Annotated in this window: 13 protein-coding genes; 7 read left to right on the forward strand and 6 right to left on the reverse strand. The window is 59.3% G+C overall.

What is annotated here, in order from left to right:
• Positions 1 to 5 precede the first annotated feature (5 nt).
• Entirely contained in the window at positions 6 to 1,463 is a 1,458-nt protein-coding gene (locus G8764_RS12005) for an NAD-dependent succinate-semialdehyde dehydrogenase (protein WP_166164883.1), read from the forward strand.
• A gap of 39 nt (positions 1,464 to 1,502) precedes the next feature.
• On the opposite strand, the gene fahA is transcribed toward G8764_RS12005, so the two are convergent.
• The 5 genes from fahA to G8764_RS12030 form a co-directional block, all read right to left on the reverse strand.
• The gene (gene fahA, locus G8764_RS12010) at positions 1,503 to 2,903 is read right to left on the reverse strand and encodes a fumarylacetoacetase (RefSeq protein ID WP_166164884.1); all 1,401 of its coding nucleotides are present in this window, start codon (positions 2,901 to 2,903) and stop codon (positions 1,503 to 1,505) included.
• A 66-nt stretch (positions 2,904 to 2,969) separates the two neighbouring features.
• Positions 2,970 to 3,932, reverse strand: coding sequence for an MBL fold metallo-hydrolase (locus G8764_RS12015; RefSeq protein ID WP_166164885.1), 963 nt, complete (start codon positions 3,930 to 3,932; stop codon positions 2,970 to 2,972).
• Between the two features lie 24 nt (positions 3,933 to 3,956).
• Positions 3,957 to 4,193 carry a DUF2783 domain-containing protein gene (locus G8764_RS12020; protein ID WP_166164886.1) on the reverse strand — a complete coding sequence of 79 codons (237 nt, stop codon included), beginning with the start codon at positions 4,191 to 4,193 and terminating at the stop codon, positions 3,957 to 3,959.
• 31 nt (positions 4,194 to 4,224) lie between these two features.
• A complete protein-coding gene (locus tag G8764_RS12025; protein WP_166164887.1) occupies positions 4,225 to 5,904 on the reverse strand; it encodes an FAD-dependent oxidoreductase in 1,680 nt (559 codons plus the stop codon).
• Between the two features lie 44 nt (positions 5,905 to 5,948).
• Positions 5,949 to 7,373: an aldehyde dehydrogenase family protein gene (locus G8764_RS12030; protein WP_166164888.1), complete on the reverse strand. Its 1,425-nt coding sequence runs from the start codon at positions 7,371 to 7,373 to the stop codon at positions 5,949 to 5,951.
• Positions 7,374 to 7,870: 497 nt separating this feature from the next.
• Here G8764_RS12030 and G8764_RS12035 point away from each other — a divergent pair, with 497 nt between their 5' ends.
• The 4 genes from G8764_RS12035 to G8764_RS12050 all read left to right on the forward strand — a co-directional run bounded on the left by G8764_RS12035 (position 7,871) and on the right by G8764_RS12050 (position 14,627).
• Positions 7,871 to 8,614: a response regulator transcription factor gene (locus tag G8764_RS12035; RefSeq protein WP_166164889.1), complete on the forward strand. Its 744-nt coding sequence runs from the start codon at positions 7,871 to 7,873 to the stop codon at positions 8,612 to 8,614.
• Positions 8,615 to 8,736: 122 nt separating this feature from the next.
• On the forward strand, positions 8,737 to 10,500 hold the full coding sequence (locus G8764_RS12040) for an arylsulfatase (protein ID WP_243748764.1): 1,764 nt from the start codon (positions 8,737 to 8,739) through the stop codon (positions 10,498 to 10,500).
• 260 nt (positions 10,501 to 10,760) lie between these two features.
• Positions 10,761 to 12,953, forward strand: a complete 2,193-nt coding sequence (locus G8764_RS12045; RefSeq protein ID WP_166164890.1) for a TonB-dependent receptor — start codon at positions 10,761 to 10,763, stop codon at positions 12,951 to 12,953.
• Positions 12,954 to 13,355: 402 nt separating this feature from the next.
• Entirely contained in the window at positions 13,356 to 14,627 is a 1,272-nt protein-coding gene (locus G8764_RS12050; protein WP_341806380.1) for an acetyl-CoA C-acetyltransferase, read from the forward strand.
• A 328-nt stretch (positions 14,628 to 14,955) separates the two neighbouring features.
• Here the strand turns inward: G8764_RS12050 and G8764_RS12055 are convergent, their stop codons facing one another.
• Complete coding sequence (locus tag G8764_RS12055) at positions 14,956 to 15,678, reverse strand: IclR family transcriptional regulator domain-containing protein (RefSeq protein ID WP_166164892.1); 723 nt, start codon at positions 15,676 to 15,678, stop codon at positions 14,956 to 14,958.
• A 431-nt stretch (positions 15,679 to 16,109) separates the two neighbouring features.
• On the opposite strand from G8764_RS12055, the gene G8764_RS12060 reads away from it, so the two are divergent.
• Positions 16,110 to 17,195, forward strand: a complete 1,086-nt coding sequence (locus G8764_RS12060; protein ID WP_166164893.1) for an efflux RND transporter periplasmic adaptor subunit — start codon at positions 16,110 to 16,112, stop codon at positions 17,193 to 17,195.
• Positions 17,192 to 20,314, forward strand: a complete 3,123-nt coding sequence (locus G8764_RS12065) for an efflux RND transporter permease subunit (protein ID WP_166164894.1) — start codon at positions 17,192 to 17,194, stop codon at positions 20,312 to 20,314. Before G8764_RS12060 ends, G8764_RS12065 begins: the two co-directional genes overlap by 4 nt.
• Positions 20,315 to 20,375: the final 61 nt, after the last annotated feature.

Consider the following 20,375-nt stretch of genomic DNA (forward strand, 5'->3'; position numbering starts at 1 on the left):
ACACAATGGAATCCATTTCAGACTCGCAACTGTTTCAAAACGGCAGTTTCGTCGACGGTCAGTGGCTGAAGTCCGACCACACCTTCGCCGTGAGCAACCCGGCCACCGGGGCCGAGCTTTGCACCCTCAGTGACGCCAGCGTCACCGACACCGAGCGCGCCGTCAGCGCCGCCGCTGCCGCCCTGCCCGGCTGGCGCGGGAAAACCGCGAAAGAGCGCGCCAATATTCTGCGCCGCTGGTTCGATTTGATTATGCAACACCAGGACGAGCTGGCCGCCATCCTGACCGCGGAGCAAGGCAAGCCGCTGGCCGAAGCCAAGGGTGAAATCGCCTACGGGGCCAACTACGTGGAGTGGTTCGCCGAAGAGGCCAAGCGCGTTTACGGCGACACCATACCCCACGCCAATTCCAACTCTCGCATCGTGGTGATCAAGCAGCCCGTCGGCGTGGTGTCCGCCATTACCCCGTGGAATTTCCCCAATGCCATGATCGCCCGCAAAGCAGCTCCGGCCCTCGCCGCCGGCTGTACTTTTATCGTCAAGGCCGCCCATGAAACCCCGCTCTCGGCCCTGGCCCTGGCCGGGCTGGCCAAGTTGGCGGGCGTACCCGACGGCGTCTTCAATGTACTGGTAAGCACCCGCTCGCAAGAGGTTGGCGCGGTGCTGACCAGTGACCCCCGCATCGCCAAGTTCTCGTTCACCGGTTCCACCGCAGTGGGCAAGATACTGTTGGCGCAATGCGCCAGCACCGTCAAAAAGACCTCCATGGAACTGGGTGGCAACGCCCCCTTTATCGTCTTTAACGATGCCGACCTGGACGCCGCAGTCAAGGGCGCCATGGCGTCCAAATACCGCAACGCCGGGCAGACCTGCGTCTGCACCAACCGATTACTGGTGCAAAGTGATATCTACCCGGCCTTTGCCGCCAAGCTGGTCGCTGCAGTCGGGCAGTTGAAGGTCGGCTCCGGCAGCGAGGCCGGCACCGATATCGGCCCCCTGATCAACGAGAAGGCGGCGGCGAATGTGCGCGACCTGATTGCCAGTGCTGTGGCCGATGGTGCCAGCGTGTTGACCGATGCTGACAACAACCCCGGGGGCAGCTGTTTTGTCGCCCCCACAGTGCTCGGGGATGTATCGCCGCGCATGCGCGTAGCCACCGATGAGATTTTTGGCCCGGTGGCGCCACTGATCAAATTCGACACCGAAGCGGAAGCCATTGCCCTGGCCAACGACACCAACGTCGGCCTGGCGTCTTATATCTACACTCGTGATATCGGCCGCGTGTGGCGGGTCTCGGAAGCGCTGGAGTACGGCATCGTCGGCATCAACGAAGGGCTGATCTCCAATGAAATGGCACCGTTTGGTGGCTTCAAGGAGTCCGGCATGGGCCGCGAGGGATCCAAATACGGTATCGAAGATTATCTGGAGATTAAATACCTGTGTATGGGGGGGATTGATAGCTGAACAGTTGTTTTTCAGTAGCCGCGGCCGCACCCCCACTGCTCATCCACGGCTCTGCCTCGCGCCAGAGCAGACCAACTGCAGTGGTGCCCGGTCGGCAACGTGGTAGCTGCGCTCTGTCTGAACACGGGCACGGGCCGGCAGCACCCGGCTCACAACCTCACCAAAGCCAATCCGCGCCGCCCCCGCCCGCTGGCAATATGCACGCACAAGGATACTGTCGCCGTCTTCGATAAAGGTGCGAGTCTCACCGTTGCTCAGGTAGACAGCCTCCTTGCCGCCGCGACTCAACTCCAGCATTGAACCGGCCTCTTCATGGGCCGGCCCGGATTGAGGGCCGCTGCCAAACAGGTCGCCAGGGCGCAGATTGCAGCCATTGACCGTGTGGTGTGCGACCATCTGGGCAATGGTCCAGTAGGCATGGGCAAAACAGGATTGCGCAAAAGACTCCGGCACCTGGCCGGCGGCGCGCATCTTGCTGGTCTGGATCAACACCTGCAGATTGATATCGATACCACCAGCAGTGCTGTTGGCGGTCGACGTCAAATAGGGCATTGACTCCGGATCGCCCTCCGAGCGGGCCAGCGGCGCCCGATAGGGGGCCAGGGCCTCCATGGTCACTACCCAGGGCGATAACGTGGAGGCGAAGTTTTTCGACAGAAACGGCCCCAGCGGCTGATACTCCCAGGCTTGGATATCCCGCGCCGACCAGTCATTTAACAGGCACACCCCAAACACATGCTGCTCCGCGGCCGCAATGGGGATCGGCTCGCCCAGCTCGTTGCCAGGGCCGATAAAAACACCCACTTCGAGGGCGTGATCCAGCCACTGGCAAGGCCCGAAGCCCGGCTCGGCCGCCTCCGCTCCCCGGGTTTGGCCGCAGGGCCGATGGAACCCCTGGCCTGATACCTGGATACTCGATGCCCGCCCGTGGAAGCCGACCGGCATCCACTTGTAGTTGGGCTGCAGCGGGTTATCCGGGCGGCACAGGGCCCCCGCACGGGCAGCGTGGTGCAGTGAGGTATTAAAATTGGTGTAATCACCTATTTGGCAGGGCAAGCTGAATTCGGCCTCGGCCTGGGGCACCAGGTAGGGCGCCAGAGCCTCGGCCAGGGGCGCGCCGCGCCGCAGGCCCCGGGACAGGGCCAGGCGCAGGGCCGACCAGGACTCGGCCCCCATGGCCATAAAGGTATTGAGGCTGGGCTGGGCACAAGCCTCCGCTGCTGTCCGGGCAAGCCCGGTAAACAGACCCGCGCTACTGCCGGCCCCCAGATCCACAATCTGTTCGCCAATGGCAACCCCGCCGCGAAAAGCCTCAGCGCTGCCCCGGCGCCGAAACTGGGCAAAAGGCAGGTTCTGGATCGGGAAATCGCAACCGGGACTGTTGGCTGACGCCACCCAGCTGGTCAAAGCAGAGGCATGGGTCTCATTGAGTCTCATCATTGGCGCCCTTTCCTGGCCCAGTGTTTTGGCGGCAGCGGCAGGCGTTGGGCCTGCCGCTGAATACGGTCAACCTTGCAGCTGATCCCATACTTGCAGATCCCGCTCTGCAGTCCAGATCCGCGGCCAGTCAATACCGTCAAACTCGTCCCACAGCCGCTGCACATCAAACGGCAGGCAGTGTTCAAAGATCGGCCACATACCAAACTTGGGGCCCAGGTGGGCGTGGGTGGCCTCGAACGCTTGCTTGAGCGTGCCGCCGGCGCGATGCACTTCACCGACCTTTTCGATCATCCCCAAAAGAAAACCGCGGGTCTGTTCAATGGCCGCATCGACTTCGGCGCGACCGCGAGCAACCTTGCCGCGGCCACCGACTATCGCCTCCGCCTGGAAGGCTTTGACCTGATCCAGGGTGCCGCTCGACCAGTCCATATGGAAGGCATCGCCGGTATAGAGTGCCGCTTCGGCTTCCACCAGGTCGCCGGCAAACAGCACCTTGCTCTGCGGCAGCCAGGCGACAATGTCACCGGCGGTGTGACCACGGCCGCAATACTGCAGAATCAGGCTGCCGCGATCGCCCCCCAGGGGAATCTCCAGGCGATCGTTGAAGACAATATCGGGATGGGTCAAACCCGGAATGCCCTCGGGTTCGCGGAACAGGCGCGGCATGCGGCCAAACTCGCTGTCCCAGTCCTGCTTGCCGCGCTCCTCGATCAGGAATTTGGTTTTTTCATGGGCGATAATGGATTCCGCCTCGAAGGCGGAGGCACCCAGTACCCGCACCGCGTGGTAGTGGGACAGCACCAGGTACTTGATGGGCTTGTCGGTGTGCTCGCGCAATTTGACCAACCAGTCACGGGCGGCTTTGGGGGTCGCGCGCGCCTCGAAGGCGATCAGGAAATCCTCCGCTTCGATGGCGCCCACATTGGGGTCACCCTCGGCGGTCAGGGCATAGACCCCGTCGGCGAGAACTTCCAGGGTTTCCTGCTTATCGCCCAGGTCGGCGGAGGATGCAAATGCTTTCTTGGACATGATGCTGTACCTTTTGGTTGTGAACTATTGGTTGGTAAAGGCGGTATGGCTCCCGGCGTCCCTCGGGCGAGCGTATTGAAAAGCCTGCCGCAGCACCGTTATATCGCCAATATGATTGGCCAGAATCAGGATCAACCTGGCGTTTAGTTTTTGGCTCTCGTCATCGGACAGCCCGGCGTGCAGTTCAATCAACTCCTGGTAAAAGTCATCCGGGCTATTGATGCGCAAGTCGGTCTGCAAATTGTCACTGTGAACAGTCATGGCTCCTGTCTCCCCAGGGTTGCTATTGATTTCATGCCTGCGCCGTTGCCTTGCGCAAGGCCTGCTGCACCTGCTGCGCATCAAACTGGCGCCAGCGCCCGGCCACATGCTGGTCGGGGCGAATCAGGTAAAAGGTTCCGGGACGGGCATCGTAGTGTTTGGCCACCAGCCCCTGCTGGTCCACCAGCCCGGCACTGCCGCGCGTGCGCACGACGATCACCTCAACCGGCAGTGAACCCTGGGCCAATGCCTCTGCCCCGCGAAAGTCTTCATCTTCGGCGGCGAAGTACAAGCCTTTGAAGGTCCAGCCCAGCTGTTCCAGCAGCCAGCTGTCCTTGCCATCCAGCTGTACCGGAGCATCCATACAGGCAGCACCGGGGCGCTGCTTGGGGCTGAAGTCGTCAGTATCGGAAGTATTCAACGGTGACTGGTCCAGCACACAGGGCACCGACAGGCGGCCACTGTTGACCAGCGCCCGGGCGAAGGGCAGCTCCCGCGACAACTCCAGGCAAGCGTCGCGAAAAAACCGGCTCACTTTGGTTTTTGGCGTCATGAAGTCAGTGCTGCGGGACGAATTGAGAATGTTCTCGTTGGCCGCGCAGATGCGCTCGTCGTCATAGGTGTTGAGCAACTCTGGCGGCGCCAGCCCCTGCAGGACATAGGCAATTTTCCAGGCCAGGTTGTCTGCGTCCTGCAGGCCGCCATTGGCGCCGCGGGCACCAAAAGGCGACACCAGGTGGGCTGCATCACCGGCAAAAATCACCCGGTTATGGACAAAGTTTTTCATCTTCAGGCAAGAGAAAGTGTAGATGCTCACCCACTCGTAGTCGAACTCCACATCCGGGCCAATAAACGCCCGCACTTTTTTGTCGACGTTTTCCGGCTGCATGGCCTCTGTGCGATCGATATCCCAACCCAGCTGGAAATCCAGCCGCCAGACATCATCCGGCTGCTTGTGCATGAGCGAGGTTTGGCCCGGATTAAACGGCGGATCAAACCAGAAGCGACGCTCTGCCGGAAAATCCGCTTTCATGCGCACATCGGCGATCAGGAAGTTATCTTCAAATATACGCCCCTCGAAACCGAGCCCCAACAGTGCCCGACTGGGGCTGCGGTGACCGTCGGCAGCAATCAGGTAGTCGCAGCTCACATGGTATTCACCTTCGGGCGTTTTTACCGTCAGGGTAACCTTGTCCGGTTCGTTGTCGATGGCAATCACTTCGTTCTGCCAGCGTATCTCCGCCCGATCCATTGCCTCGATTTCGGCGACGAAGTATTCCTCGGTGTAGAACTGCTGCAGGTTGATAAAGCCCGGCATTTTCTGTTCCTTGTCCGGCAACAGGTCGAAGGTATAGACCGGATCCCGGTCGGCGCCGACAAAAACCTTGCCCACATCCCAGGTCACACCCTTGTCCAGCATGCGCTCGCCGGTGCCCAGCCGATCGCAAATATCCAGCGTGCGCTTGGCCCAGCAGATTGCCCGGCTGCCGTCACTGACGGTGTTGGAGCGCTCCAGGATCAGGGATTGAATACCGTGTCCGGCGAGGTCAATGGCCGCAGCCAAACCGACCGGACCGCCACCGACGATAATCACCGGCAGGTGCGCCACCTCGCCTGAGTCAATCGCCGCGGGTTTTATAAATTCGTAGGTCTGGCGGGCCTGCTTCGCCTTGCCGGCGGCACTGCCCAGATCAGGATATTTGGCTGCCATGGATCTGCTCTCCCTGGGTGGCATAAATACTTAAGGCAACGGAATTACTTGCTGATATGCAGTGTTTGCAACGAGCAGTACTCATCCAGGCCAAACTGCCCGAACTCCACCCCAAACCCCGACTGCTTGACGCCGCCGAAGGGTGCCATTGGGTGCAAGATGGCGTGGTTATTAATCCAGGCACTGCCACACTCGAGGCGACTGGCCAGCTGGGTGGCCTTCTCCACATCGGCGGACCACACCGAGCCGCCCAGCCCATTCTCACTGGCATTGGCGCGGCGCAGGGCGTCTTCCACATCGGTAAACTTGATGATCGGCAGGATGGGGCCAAAGGGTTCCTCATCCACCAGGCGAGTGCCGTCGCTGATATCGGCCACCAGGGTGATGGGGTAAAAATAGCCCGGGCCCTGCGGTCGTACGCCGCCGCTCAAAAAGCGGGCCCCCGCCTGGCGGGCATCATCGGCGAGCTCGGCAACAATGTTCAGTTGTGCCTCATTTTGCACCGGGCCAAAATCAATACCTGGCTCCAGGCCATTGCCGACTTTCACACTATTGGCGATCGCGGCCAACTCCGCGCAGAGCTCCTCGTAGATACCCTCGTGCACGTAGAGGCGCTTGAGCGCGGCACAGGTCTGGCCAGAGTTGATAAACGCCGTGGCAAAGATTGCCGGGGCGATTTTTTTCGGGTCGGCATCCGCGAGCACAATCGCCGCATCATTGCCGCCCAACTCCAGGGTCAGGCGCTTCAGGGTTGCCGACGCTGCGGACATAATACGTTTGCCGGTCGGCGTCGAGCCGGTGAAGACAATCTTGTCGATGCCACTGTGTTTGGACATGGCCGCGCCGAGGCTGCCCGCATTGCTGGCGACGATATTGAGCACGCCCGCCGGCAGCACCTGGTTGCACAACTCGACAAAGCGCGCGGTCGCCAGTGGCGTCATCTCGGACGGCTTGAGCACCACGGTATTGCCGCTGCGCAGGGCTGGCAATACATGCCACACCGCGATCATCAGCGGGTAATTCCAGGGGGTAATAGAACCGACCACACCCAGCGGCTTGCGATGCACTTCAATGCGCAACTGGTCCGAGTCTTCGATTACGTCCACCGGCATATGCAGCGCGGCGGTGGCCTCGGTCCAGGCAATGGCCCCACCCACCTCAAAGTGAGCCCCCAGGCCGGCAAAGCCCTGCAGGGGTTTGCCCTGCTCCCGGGTCAGCAACTGCGCCAACTCTTCACTGTGCTCCTGCAACAGCGCGGCAATTTCCTTGAGCTTGCCGACCCGCACCTCATCCGGCTGCTGACTCCAGCCGGGAAATGCTTTCCTGGCGGCGGCAACCGCCTGGTCCAAATGCTCGCTGCTGGCGGCCTGGCACTGGGCGAAGACCTCGCCGGTTGCGGGATTGACCACGCCAAAAGTGTCGGTGGTTGCCAGTGGCTTGCCGTCAACAATCAATTTGTATTCTGTCATAGTCGTTATTATCCTGTTGCTAAAATGGTTTGCCGCAATCGCACCCCTGGCAGCTGCCAATGACTGCCAGTGAATAAAGGCGTGCCGCCCGCGGCGCAGCTGACCTGTGCGGCGATAAACAGCCTGCAAAGAACAGCCGGTAATGAACGATTTGGAAAAAAATGCCAGTAATGATTGGAGCTACTGGCGGGTGCTCATTTTATTCTCGCTCCGGACCAGCATGGCTTCACAAGCGGGTCGCTGGAGCCCTGGAATCTGCACACAACAACCACAGCATAGCCAGCCCCGGAGAAAGATAGAATCATCCATATCGATGATATGGGGAAAAATACGGCCGTCGAATCATCTCAACCCGGTCACCGAAACCCGGGCACTAATACGGTTTAAAGTCCTGTTATTGCTCACGCCATGGTTTAAACTGCGCATAACTATCAGGATAATTACAACTTATGCTCGCCAAGCCATTACCATTTTGAATGCCGCCCCCGAGGCTTACCATGACCGCAGAAAGCAATCGAGGAACCAGCCACTTACCCACTGAGTTCCAGGCGGAAAGCCTCAAGCTGGTCAGCAGCCTGGTGCACGCCAGTGCTTATCGCTTTTTCGTTATCGACCCGCATATGAACATCAAGGGCCTGGTCTGTGACAACATAGACGTCGATATCGAAACGGCTTATCACAAGCACTTCTGGCATCTCGACCCGATGCACCCGCGACACTTCAAGAACTCCGCCAAAACCGTCATTTGCAGCAATAAACTGGTACCGCGCAGCCAGTGGCTGCAATCCATTTTTTACCAGGATTTTATACGCCCCATGGACGTCATGTACGACACGGATATTTTTTTTCGTCGCGAAGGGGAGATCATCGCGGTATTTACGCTCTTGCGCAGCGAGGACGATGGTGAGTTTTCAGACGCTGAACTGGAGCTGCTGGAAAAAATCCAGCCCTATATGGAATACACCCTCAACACGGTGTATTTACCTGCACGCTTTGCCGAGCGCAGATCCATTGAGGAGAAGTACGCACTCACCCAGCGCGAACTCGATGTACTGGAATACCTGATGACCGGCGCCAACAATAAGGCCATCGCCCAACACCTGGGTATGAGCTTGCCGACGGTCAGGACCCATCTGCAGCACATCTTTGAAAAGGTCGGCGTGCACTCCGGCAACGAATTGATTGCCAACCTCTATCGGGAGCTGGGTTACTCCCTCGACGTGAGTCAAAACTCACCCTGACTCTCCCACAATCATGGCACTTCATCTGTTTTGATGATAGTCGTCAGCGCTACGGCCTTCTACTCTTACGCTTCATGACTCTACCCCTCCATCACTTTAGATAACAACAAGGGTTGCACAGCATGGCTACCAGACGCCTCGACGTAATGAACAGCAGCAATCGCCCGCCCGGCGACTGCATTTTACCGGCATACCTGCGGCGGCTTGGCCTGCTGTTAAGCGTATGCCTGGCGCCATTGGCCTGCGCCTCGAACAGTGCAGTCGCTCCTGCTGCCGCCACTGACAAACAGCCCAATATCCTGCTGATCCTGGTAGACGACATGGGCTTCACCGATCTCGGCAGTTTTGGCGGTGAGATCGACACCCCGAACCTGGATGCGCTGGCCTATGCCGGCGTGCGCTTCAGTAATTTCCAGGCCGCCCCCACCTGCTCACCGACGCGGGCCATGTTGCTCACCGGCACCGACAATCACGTCGCCGGGCTCGGCAATATGGCCGAGGAAATGGCACCCAACCAGCAGGGCCAGCCCGGCTACGAAGGCTATCTCAACCAGCGGGTAGTGACTGTCGCCAGCCTCCTTCGCGACGCCGGCTACCGCACCTATATGACCGGCAAGTGGCACCTGGGCACAAGCCCGGAAACCAGCCCGGCGGCGCGGGGCTTTGAGCGCTCCTTCGCCATGTTGAGCGGTGGCGCCAGTCACTACGCGGACATGAAACCGGCCTACTCCCCCACGGCCGACAGCAAGGCACCCTACCGCAAGGACGGCGAGCTGCTGCAGCAGCTGCCCGCCAACTTTGACTACTCCAGCCAGTTCTATGTCGATGAAATGATCGACTACCTGGAACAGGACAAAGACAGCGGCAAGCCATTTTTCGCCTACCTCGCCTACACTGCACCCCATTGGCCGCTGCAGGCACCGGACAGCGCCATCGCCAAATACGCCGGCCGCTATAATGACGGTTACGACGCCCTGGCGCAGCGGCGCCTGCAGCGGCAAAAGACCCTGGGGCTGCTCGACCCGAAAGCCACTGCCACGCCGAAACCGGCGGGCACTCTGCCCTGGTCCGCTCTGGACCCGGCCGCGAGAAAGCAGCAGACCCGGCAAATGGAAATCTACGCCGCCATGATCGACCAGGTCGATCACCACACCGGCCGCCTGGTGGACTACCTGAAGGCCAATGCGCTGCTCGACAACACCCTGATCCTGTTTATGTCGGACAATGGTGCCGAGGGCCATGATCTGGACTCCACCTGGTCCGCCGCGATGTATCCAAAAATCCGCCAGGTCATCGACACCACCCACGATTTCAGCTACGCCAATATGGGCAAGCCGAACTCCTATGTCTTTCTTGGCGCCGGCTGGGCTCACGCCAGCTCACCGGCGCTGCGGCTCTACAAAGGGGCCACCAGCGAGGGAGGCACCCGGGTGGCAGCGTTTGCCCATTTTCCTCGGCAACTGCCCGCTGGCCATATCAGCCACGAGCTGGTCTCCGTCGCCGATATCACCCCGACCCTGCTGCAACTCACCGGTATTGAACACCCGGGCACGGATTATCGAGGCCGTGCCATCGCACCCCCGTCGGGCACCTCCATGCTCCACGCCTGGCGAGGCCAGTCGGTGCCCGCAGACTTGCAACAACGGGTGCTCGGCATGGAGTTGATGGGCAAGCGTGCAGTGCGCGCCGGTGACTGGAAACTGGTGCATATGCCGCCGCCCTACGGTAAAGGCGCATGGCAACTCTACAACCTGCGCGAGGATATCGGCGAGCAGCGCGACCTGGCGGCCAGCCACCCGGAGCAGCTCAAGCGTATGGTCAGCTATTGGCAAAAATACGCCAGCGACAACGCCGTCATCCTGCCGGACTGGTTAAGCGGCTATTAACCACCGCCGAAGTAAGCCGGCGGTGCATTGTGCCCAACTCATCGTTTTAGATGATTTTAAGCCGCAGCCAAAACACCTAACCTTAGTTCGTGCACATCCACAAGCTGAGCATTTTTCTTTTAACGCTTCCGGATCAGCACCCATGAATAAATCGCGGTCTCTGCACACAGGTTTGCGCCCGCCAGAGACCGCCGCAGTACCTAAAAAATAACAACTGTTAAACAGACCCACAAATCACAATACCCCCTGAGGAGCAGCCTATGAAAAACCCTACACAGAAAACAATTCGGCCGGGCCGGATCACCCCGATCGCCGCGGCACTGGCACTGGCACTGTCTCCGGCAATCACCACTGCCGCGGTGCTGGAAGAGGTGGTGGTCACCGCTAACAAGCGCGAACAGAATATGCAGGACGTGGGAATTTCGGTCAGCGCCTTCAGTGGCGAACAGATGGATGCCCTGGGTGCGACCAACACCACCGATATCATCCAGCAGGTGCCAGGGCTACAACTGCAGTCCTTTACCCCGGCTTTTACCGCATTTAATTTGCGCGGTATTTCCCAGAACAACTTCCAGGATGTGCTGGAAGCCCCGGTAGCCGTCTACGTCAATGACGCCTATGTGGGCAGCATGAACGCCATCAACGGCCAACTGTTTGATGTGGAGCGGGTCGAAGTATTGCGCGGTCCCCAGGGCACCCTGTTCGGACGCAACGCCACCGGCGGCCTGATCCACTACGTCACCAAAAACGCCAACGAAGACGAGCTCAACGGCTATGTGAAAACATCCATTGCCGAGTTCAACAAGTACAGCCTCGAAGGCGCCATCGGCGGAGCTCTCTCCGACAAGGCCCGCGGCCGAATCGCCGCGCGCTGGGAAAAATCCGACGGTTATGTAGAAAACGAAGTGGGCGCCCGGGACTCCCAGGGAGCTGACGGTTACGCGCTGCGTGCTGCGCTGCAGTTTGATGTAAGCGATGATGTGACCGCCGACATCATTGCCGCCTACTCCAAAGACGATGATGTGCCCACCGGCACCTATGTCGTACAGGCCGCCTTCGCCGACTCCATCGGCCTCGGTGTCAACGACCCCTCAGTTCCCGATGCCCCGGCCAACAAGGATTTTTCCGATGGCGGCTATTACGATCGTGACTCCAGCAGTGTCACCGCCAAGGTAGTCTGGGCCATCGACGACAGCCTGGAATTCACCTCCATTACCAACACCCTGGCGCTGGACAAGTTTTACCTGGAAGACGCTGACGGCTCGCCCACTGCAGTGACCGGTGCCTTCTTTGAGTTTTCCACCGCCGCCGATTACAGCCAATGGTCGCAGGAATTCAGGCTCTCCGGTGAAGGCGATAATTTTCGCTGGCAAACCGGTCTGTATTACCTCGACATCGAGGGCGACTACCAGACCATCGTTGATGAAAACCTGTTTGGCCCTGTGCCCAACAAGGCGATCACGACTACGCAACTGAATTCGAGCAACTGGTCTGTGTTCGGCCAGGGCGAGTTGGACCTGAACGACAGCCTGACCCTGATTGCCGGTTTACGCTGGTCCCAGGACGACAAGGACATCTCCATCCTCACCACCGATGACACCAGCAACCCGGATTTTAGCGACGACGGTCTGCCGCCAGTGGTGCAACCGCAGGATATCTCCGGCGTCAACACCATCGATTACGGTGACTACGCCGCGCGCTTGCAGCTCAACTACACCACCGAGGCGGGGCTGTTTTTTGCCGCCTATAATCGCGGCATCAAGGGCGGCAACTGGTCTCCGGGGCGCGCCATACAGATTGAAAACTTCCGCCACGACGAGGAAGTACTGCACTCCTACGAACTGGGTACCAAGCTGACCCTGCTGAACGGCCTGGCGCGCCTCAACGCCACGGTCTTCTACTACGACTACCAGGATTACCAGCAGTTCTCACTGCTGGATGCGACCCCCCAGGTGGTCAACCGGGATGCCACCAACCGCGGCGGGGAGGTCGAACTGTTCCTCACTCCTGGCGACCACTGGGATATCGTCCTCGGCGTGTCGGTTATTGATTCGGAAGTTGACAGTGCCCCCACCGCCTTCCCTGGTGTTGAGCACTTCAATGTCGAATTCCCCAATGCCCCGGATGTCAGCTTTAATACCCTGGTCCGCTACGGCTGGGAGGTAGCCGGCGGTGAGGTTGCCTTGCAATTCGACGGCGTCTATACCGGCGAGCAGTTCCTTGAAGGCACCAACAACCCCGCCTCCAAAGAGGACAGCTACTTTGTCGGCAACGCCAGCGTCAGCTATACCTCCAACGAAGGTGGCTGGAAAGTAGCGGCCTGGTTGAAGAACTTTACCGATGAAGAGTATCGCCTCTACCACCTCGACCTGGCGGTGGTTGGCTTTACCCAGGAAGTGTACGCACCACCGCGTTGGGCCGGTGTCACCTTCAGCTACAACTTCGGTGATTGATAGGGTGCGGATGCCCGCCACCTGAACCGGGTTGCCCGCGCCCTGCGGGCAACCTGTCTCTTATTCGGCGCCGCTTGCCGGCGCAGTCGCAATGGCCAGCACCTGCTGTTCAATCAGCGCCGACCGCTACGACCCACGCACTCCAGCCCAAGCCTGCCACTGATTGCACGCCAAACCTGCCACCCGTCTGTCACTGCCGCGCGTTACATCTATAAAAACGAACCCATTAAAATATTTTATCAATAATGAAATTATTTAAATTAGACAAATATAAGACTTTGCCGCAATCTGGGCAGATATTAGCAGGCAAACACTATCAGGCCTATATGCTTTACACCGCACTTGACGGTGTCCGGCAGCCAGTAGCTGATCGTATGGAGATGCCGTTATAACCGGATCAAAATGACAAAAAGTAGCGTTTATGTCGAGTCACTAACGGACAAGCAGCTACACCAGGCGTTAATTCGCTCACCTTACCAGGAGCTCACTATGAATCCGCAAGATATCGTAATTGTCGGCGCTTGCCGCACAGCCATCGGCAACTTCGGTGGCAGTCTGTCCAATATTCCCGCCAGCCAATTGGGCGCAACAGTGATCAGTGGATTACTGCAACGCACCGGGGTCGCCCCGGACCAGATCGATGAAGTGATTATGGGCCAGGTGCTCACCGCCGGTGTCGGCCAAAACCCGGCACGCCAGGCCAGCATCGCCGCCGGCCTGCCCCACAGTGTACCGGCCATGACCATCAACAAGGTCTGTGGCAGCGGCCTGAAAGCGGTGCACCTGGCTGCCCAGGCGATTCGCTGCGGCGATGCCGACATTATTATCGCCGGTGGCCAGGAAAACATGAGCCTGGCTCCCCACGTGTTGCCCAAGTCTCGCACGGGCCATAACATGGGTGACTGGGCCCTGAAGGACACCATGATCGAAGACGGACTGTGGGATGCCTTCAACCAATACCATATGGGCGTCACCGCGGAAAATATCGCCGAAAAATTCAAGTTTGACCGCCAGGCCCAGGACGAATTCGCCGCCGCCTCGCAGCAAAGAGCCGCAGCCGCACAGCAAGCCAATAAATTCGCCGACGAAATTGTGCCCGTGAGCATTCCCCAGCGCAAAGCCGAGCCCATTGTTTTCGATACCGATGAGTACCCGCGCCACAGCACTACGGTGGCGAGTCTCGGTAAATTGCGCCCCGTCTTTGCCAAAGACGGCTCTGTGACCGCCGGTAACGCCTCGGGCATCAACGACGGTGCGGCAGCGGTTATGGTCACCACTTTCGCCAAAGCCCAGGAACTGGGGTTGACCCCGCTGGCTAAAATTGCCTCCTACGCCAACGCCGGGGTCGACCCCAAAATCATGGGCACGGGCCCTATTCCTGCCTCGCGACGCGCCCTGGAAAAAGCCCAGTGGACCGTGGCAGACCTGGACCTGATTGAATCCAACGAGGCCTTTGCCGTGCAGGCCATGTCGGTCAACAGCGAGATGGGCTGGGATACCGACAAGGTAAACGTCAACGGCGGCTCCATTGCCATAGGCCATCCGATCGGTGCCTCCGGTACTCGCGTGCTGGTTACACTGCTGCATGAAATGCAGCGTCGTGACGCGAAGAAAGGGCTGGCCACCCTCTGCATTGGTGGCGGTCTGGGTGTGGCACTCACCCTGGAACGCTAGCCGGTAAAAACCAGACATACATCCGCTTGCGGGAGCCTGGCATATTGGCTCGCGCCTTTACAGGCCCCTCGGGGCCTTTTTTGTGCGCCGCAGAGTTGCTCCTCGCTGAAACGGATCCCGCCCAAAAAAGAGAGCGCAACACAAGCCGACCGACGCTTCAATGTGGCCCGGCAACGGCTGCGCGAAAGTCAGATAAATACCAGCAACAATGATTGCCGCATACGTTAGCGTGGCGGCAACAGCAGGATGGAGGTATTCGCCAGCGGCAGAAATGTTCTGTGAGGGTTGAGGCCAAAGTCAATCCAGCGTCCGTATGACATGCGCCAAATCACTCGTGAATGGAAGCCATTAATCCTGCGCGAAAATCGTGCAGCAACTTGACAATTGTTGCCTTCGACTTGATAAAGCGAATGGTGGGCACCGGCACCGAAACAGCAAAGATACGCCCCAAAGAATCGTGAAACGCCGTCCCTATGGCACAGATGCCTTCTGTATTCTCCTCGTTATCCACGGCGATATGGCTCGTGCGGATCTCATTAATTTCCTGCAACAGGGTGCCCATGCTGGTAATGGTGCTGGGCGTTTCCCTGACGAGCTTGCCGTCAAACAGTTTTTTAATTTCCACGTCATCCAGCAGGGACAGCGCGGCTTTGCCGCTGGCGGAACTGTAGGCGAAGTAACTCTCCCCGACGGCCGAGATGGCACTTAAACGGCGACTGCCGGCAATCTGGTCGACAAATACCATCTTCTCACCACGCCACATGGAAAGATCCACCGTTTCACCGGTACTCTGCGCCAGTGCTTCCAGATGGGGCCGCACGTGGGTGGCAAAATCAAAACTGGTATTGGCCGCCATTCTCAGAATCGCAGGCCCCAGCTTTACCCGGGCATTAGGGGTCGCGCCAATTAAAAAATTCTCTTTGGCCAGGGCGTAGACAATGCGCTGCACTGTTGAGCGTGGCAAATTGACCCGTTTGGCGATCTGCCCCAAACTCAAACCTTCCTTTTCACTCTCCAGCACTCGCAAAATAGAGGCGGCTCGCGCAATCACCTGAATTCCAGCGCCACTCCTGCCACTCTCTGCACCCGTTTTACTTTTTCCGGCGTTTTCCGTTTTTGCTTGTAGAGTCTCAGGCATGGTAGTGCACGGCCAATTGTTGTGAAATTTAATGGGCCAATGGTATTGCTCTGCAATACAAATAACAAGCACACACACAGCTCAAGCCGAAGGCTGTAGCAATCACTGCCTGTTCCTGTAGCGGTTCGATACGCATTAATCGCCGATACAGCAGAAGGATCGCAGCCTGCAATTAGCACAAGTTCTGCCACTGGACTGACCGGTATTTGGCACCGGGTGTTAGTTGACATACTGTCGCCCTGCTCCGGCGCGGAACTTGCTTCCCAACAGGTGATCTAACGCCCGGATTTGTGTATTGTCACCCCCGATCCGATTCACCTCTTCTGACGCGTAAAAGGACTTCCATGCAGCAGCTCCTTCTCCCCATATTTCTGGCTTTTGCCATACTCTTGCCCACCAGCGGCCACACCCAAACCGCCGCCGTGCCGGTCTTTGTCGCCCAGGTGAAAAGCAAGCACTTCGTCGATGAGATTGAGGCGCTGGGCACGCTGCAGGCCAACGAAAATGTTGAGCTCTCTTCCACGGTGACCGAGCTGGTCACCAGGGTGGCTTTTGACGACGGTCAGCGGGTGAAAAAAGGTGCTGTGCTGGTAGAGATGGATGCCGCCGAAGAACTCGCGCTTAAAGCCGAGGAGCTGTCGCGCCTGCGGGAAGCCGAGCGGCAGATCAAACGGCTGGAGCCGCTGATCAGTCGCGGCTCGGCCGCGGTGGCGGAACTGGACGAACAGCGTTTGCAGCGGCAAACGTCACAGGCGCGCCTGCAGGCCATCGAGTCGCAGATTGGCAAGCGCCAAATCACTGCCCCCTTCGATGGCGTGCTGGGCCAACGCAATATCAGTGTTGGCGCCCTCGCCCAACCCGGTGCGCTCATCACCACCATCGATGACGACAGTGTCATGAAACTGGACTTTGCGGTGCCGGAGATATTCCTGGCAGCCCTTAAAAAAGGCGGGCAAGTGACCGCCAGGGCCAGCGCCTGGCCAGGCGAGGTATTTAGCGGCGCCATTGCCAGCATCAGCAGCCGCATCGATCCAGCCACCCGCTCCCTGTCGGTGCGGGCGCTGCTCCCCAACCCCGACTACAAACTGCGGCCCGGGATGCTGATGCGGGTGCGCCTGCAGAACAACCCCCGCCAGGCGCTGGTTATACCGGAAGAAGCGCTGATTAACCGGGGCCATGAAACGGCCGTTATGGTGATTGTGAGCGCCGACGGCACCACCAGGGTGCAAAAAACCGCCGTGGAACTGGGCACCCGGCGCAAAGGTGAAATCGAAATAACCCGTGGCCTCACGGAAGGCATGCAAATTGTCACCCACGGCAGCTTGCGGGTCAGTTCCGGCGCCGAGGTAATCATCAAGGCCGAGGCCAACGCCGACGAAAGCCTGGCGCACATGCTGGGGCAGGCACCGGCCAGGGAGCCCGGGCAATGATCCTGTCCGATGTTTCGATCAAACGACCGGTCTTTGCCAGCGTCCTCTCCATCCTGCTGGTGGCCTTTGGCCTGGTGTCCTATGAGCGCCTGTCTCTACGCGAATACCCGGATATCGACCCGCCCATTGTCACGGTCGAGGTCGACTACCCCGGCGCGCCGGCCAATACCGTAGAAACCCGGATTACCGAACTGGTGGAGGAGCGCATTGCCGGGATTGAAGGCATTGAGTTTATCGAGTCCGCCTCCCGGGATGGCCGCTCCTCGGTGACCATCCAGTTTTCCATCAATCGCAATATCGACGCCGCCGCCAACGATGTGCGCGACCGGGTAGCCAGCCTGATCGACAACCTGCCGGAAGAGGCCGACCCGCCCCAGGTACAGAAAGTCGACAGCAATGACGACGTCATTATCTGGCGCAACCTGACCAGTGACAATATGACGGTACCGGAGCTGACCGATTACGCCGAGCGCTTTTTGGTGGACCAGTACTCCACCCTCGACGGCGTAGCGCGGATTCGCATCGGCGGCGGCCTCAGCTACGCCATGCGCATCTGGCTCGACCGCCAGGAGATGGCCGCCCGCGGCTTGAGTGTGAGCGATGTGGAACAGGCCCTGCGCGCCGAAAACGTGGAGCTGCCGGCCGGCACGCTGGAGTCCGAGGAGCGGCTGTTTCGCGCCCGGGTGGATCGCAATTTCAAACAGCCACAGGATTTTGCCAGCCTGGTCCTCGCCGAAGGGGACAACGGCTACCTGGTTCGCCTCGGCGATATCGCCCGGGTGGAGTTGGGTGTGGTGGAAAATCGCACGTTTTTCCGCGGCAACGAAGTGCCCATGGTGGGCATTGGCGTTATCCGCCAGTCCACCGCCAACACCATTGATGTGGCCCGCTCGGTCATCGAGTTGACGGAGCGGTTGAACAAAAGCTTGCCCGAGGGCATGAAGATCGAGGAGAGTTACAACGCCGCAGTGTTTATCGAGGCGTCCATTCACGAGGTTTATGCGACCCTGTTTATTGCCATCGGCTGCGTGATCTTCGTTATCTTCCTGTTCCTCGGCAGTGCCCGCGCCATGCTGATTCCCGCGGTGACCGTGCCCATTTCCCTGACCGCGACCTTTATCGTCATGCACGCCTTCGGCTTTTCGGTCAACATCCTGACTCTGCTGGCGCTGGTGCTGGCCATCGGGCTGGTGGTGGACGATGCCATTGTAATGCTGGAAAACATTGTCCGGCGCATGCAGGAATACGGCGAAACACCGCTGATCGCCGCCTACCGCGGCGCCAAGCAAGTGGGCTTCGCGGTTATCGCCACCACCCTGGTACTGATCGCCGTGTTCGTGCCCATCACCTTCCTCGAAGGCGACCTCGGCCGTTTGTTTACCGAGTTCGCGATTACCATCGCCGCCGCGGTGAGCTTCTCGTCGCTGGTGGCGCTGACCCTGTGCCCGATGCTGGCTTCTAAAATTCTGCTACCGCCCCGAAGGACGCCGGGGTCAGTGGGCTTGGTCGAACGGGTGGACCAGGGTATTGGTCTGCTGCGCGGCTGGTACATGCTGCTCTTGGGCAAGGCGTTGCGCCGGCCGGCCATTGTGGCGCTGGTGTTCACCCTGTTGATCGCCGCGACCGCACTGATCTACCCCCGTGTCGCCCAGGAGTTTAGCCCCTACGAAGACCGCGGCGCGTTTTTCGTTGCGATTGACGGCCCGGAAGGGGCGAGCTTTGCCTATATGGAAGAATATATGACCGAGGTCGAACGGCGCCTGATGAAGTATGTGGAAAGCGGCGAGATCAAGCGCCTGCTGGTGCGCGCGCCAAGGGCCTTCGGCAACATTGAAAACTTCAGCAGCGGCTTTGTCATCGCCATTATGAACGACTGGGCGGATCGCCGCCCGGCCGCTGAAGTCATGACTGCAATCCGTAACGACCTGGCCGAGTTGCCGGGCATCAAGGCATCTCCAATTATGCGCCAGGGGCTGGGTGGTGGCGCCGGCAAACCGGTGCAGTTTGTCCTCGGCGGCTCCAGCTACGAAGAACTGGCCGAATGGCGCGACCTGCTGCTGGCCAAGGTAGAAGCGGACAATCCGGGACTGCTGGGACTGGACAGCAACTACAAGGAAACCCGGCCGCAAATTGATTTTGTGGTGGACTATGATCGCGCCGCCGATCTCGGTGTCACCATAACCGAAATCGGTCGCACCCTGGAAACCATGATGGGCGGCCGCAACGTCACCACCTTCCTCAGCAAGGGCGAGGAGTACGATGTCATCGTCGAAGGGGAGCGAGCAGCACAGCACTCATTTTCCGACGTCAGCAATATCCATGTGCGTTCGGAGCGCACCGGGCAACTGATACCCATATCCAACCTGGTCAGCATCAAAGAGTATGGCGCGGCGGAAACGCTTTCCCGCTACAACCGCATTCGCGCCATTACCCTGGAGGCCAACCTCGCAGACGATTACCGCCTCGGTGATGCACTGGCCTACCTGGAACAATTGGTGCGCGACAACCTGCCAGCGGAGGCAGTGATCGACTACAAGGGCACCAGCCGTGATTTTGTCAACGCCGGCAGCTCCATTGTGTTTGTATTTCTGCTGGGCTTGCTGGTCGTGTTCCTGGTACTGGCGGCGCAGTTTGAGAGCTATATTCACCCCTTTATCATCATGCTGACGGTGCCACTGGCCATGGGTGGTGGACTGTTTGGACTCTATATCACCGGCAACTCCCTGAATATCTATTCCCAGATCGGGCTGATTATGCTGGTGGGCCTGGCGGCCAAGAACGGTATTTTAATCGTTGAGTTTGCCAATCAGTTGCGCGATCAGGGTAAGTCCTTCGACGAGGCCCTGCAGGAAGCCTCGGCCACCCGCTTCCGGCCGATTCTTATGACCGGGCTGACCACCATCGCCGGCAGCATCCCGCTGGTACTGGCCAGCGGCGCCGGCGCGGAAACCCGGGTCGTGATCGGCATCGTGGTTTTGGCCGGAGTAATCGCGGCCACCGCTTTTACCCTGCTGATCGTGCCGGTCGCCTACAGCCTGATTGCCCGTAAAACCGGTTCTCCCGGGGATGTGGCCCGTAGAATTGCGCTGCAAGAGCAGCAGCAATCGCTGCAGACGTGAAGCAAGGCAGCCGGAACAATGCGCCAGCCCGGGTGGCCGTAACGCAGTGCAGGTACGCTGC

The sequence above is a fragment of the Pseudomaricurvus alcaniphilus genome (assembly GCF_011440395.1).
In the GTDB taxonomy this organism is placed as follows: Bacteria; Pseudomonadota; Gammaproteobacteria; order Pseudomonadales; family Cellvibrionaceae; genus Pseudomaricurvus; species Pseudomaricurvus alcaniphilus.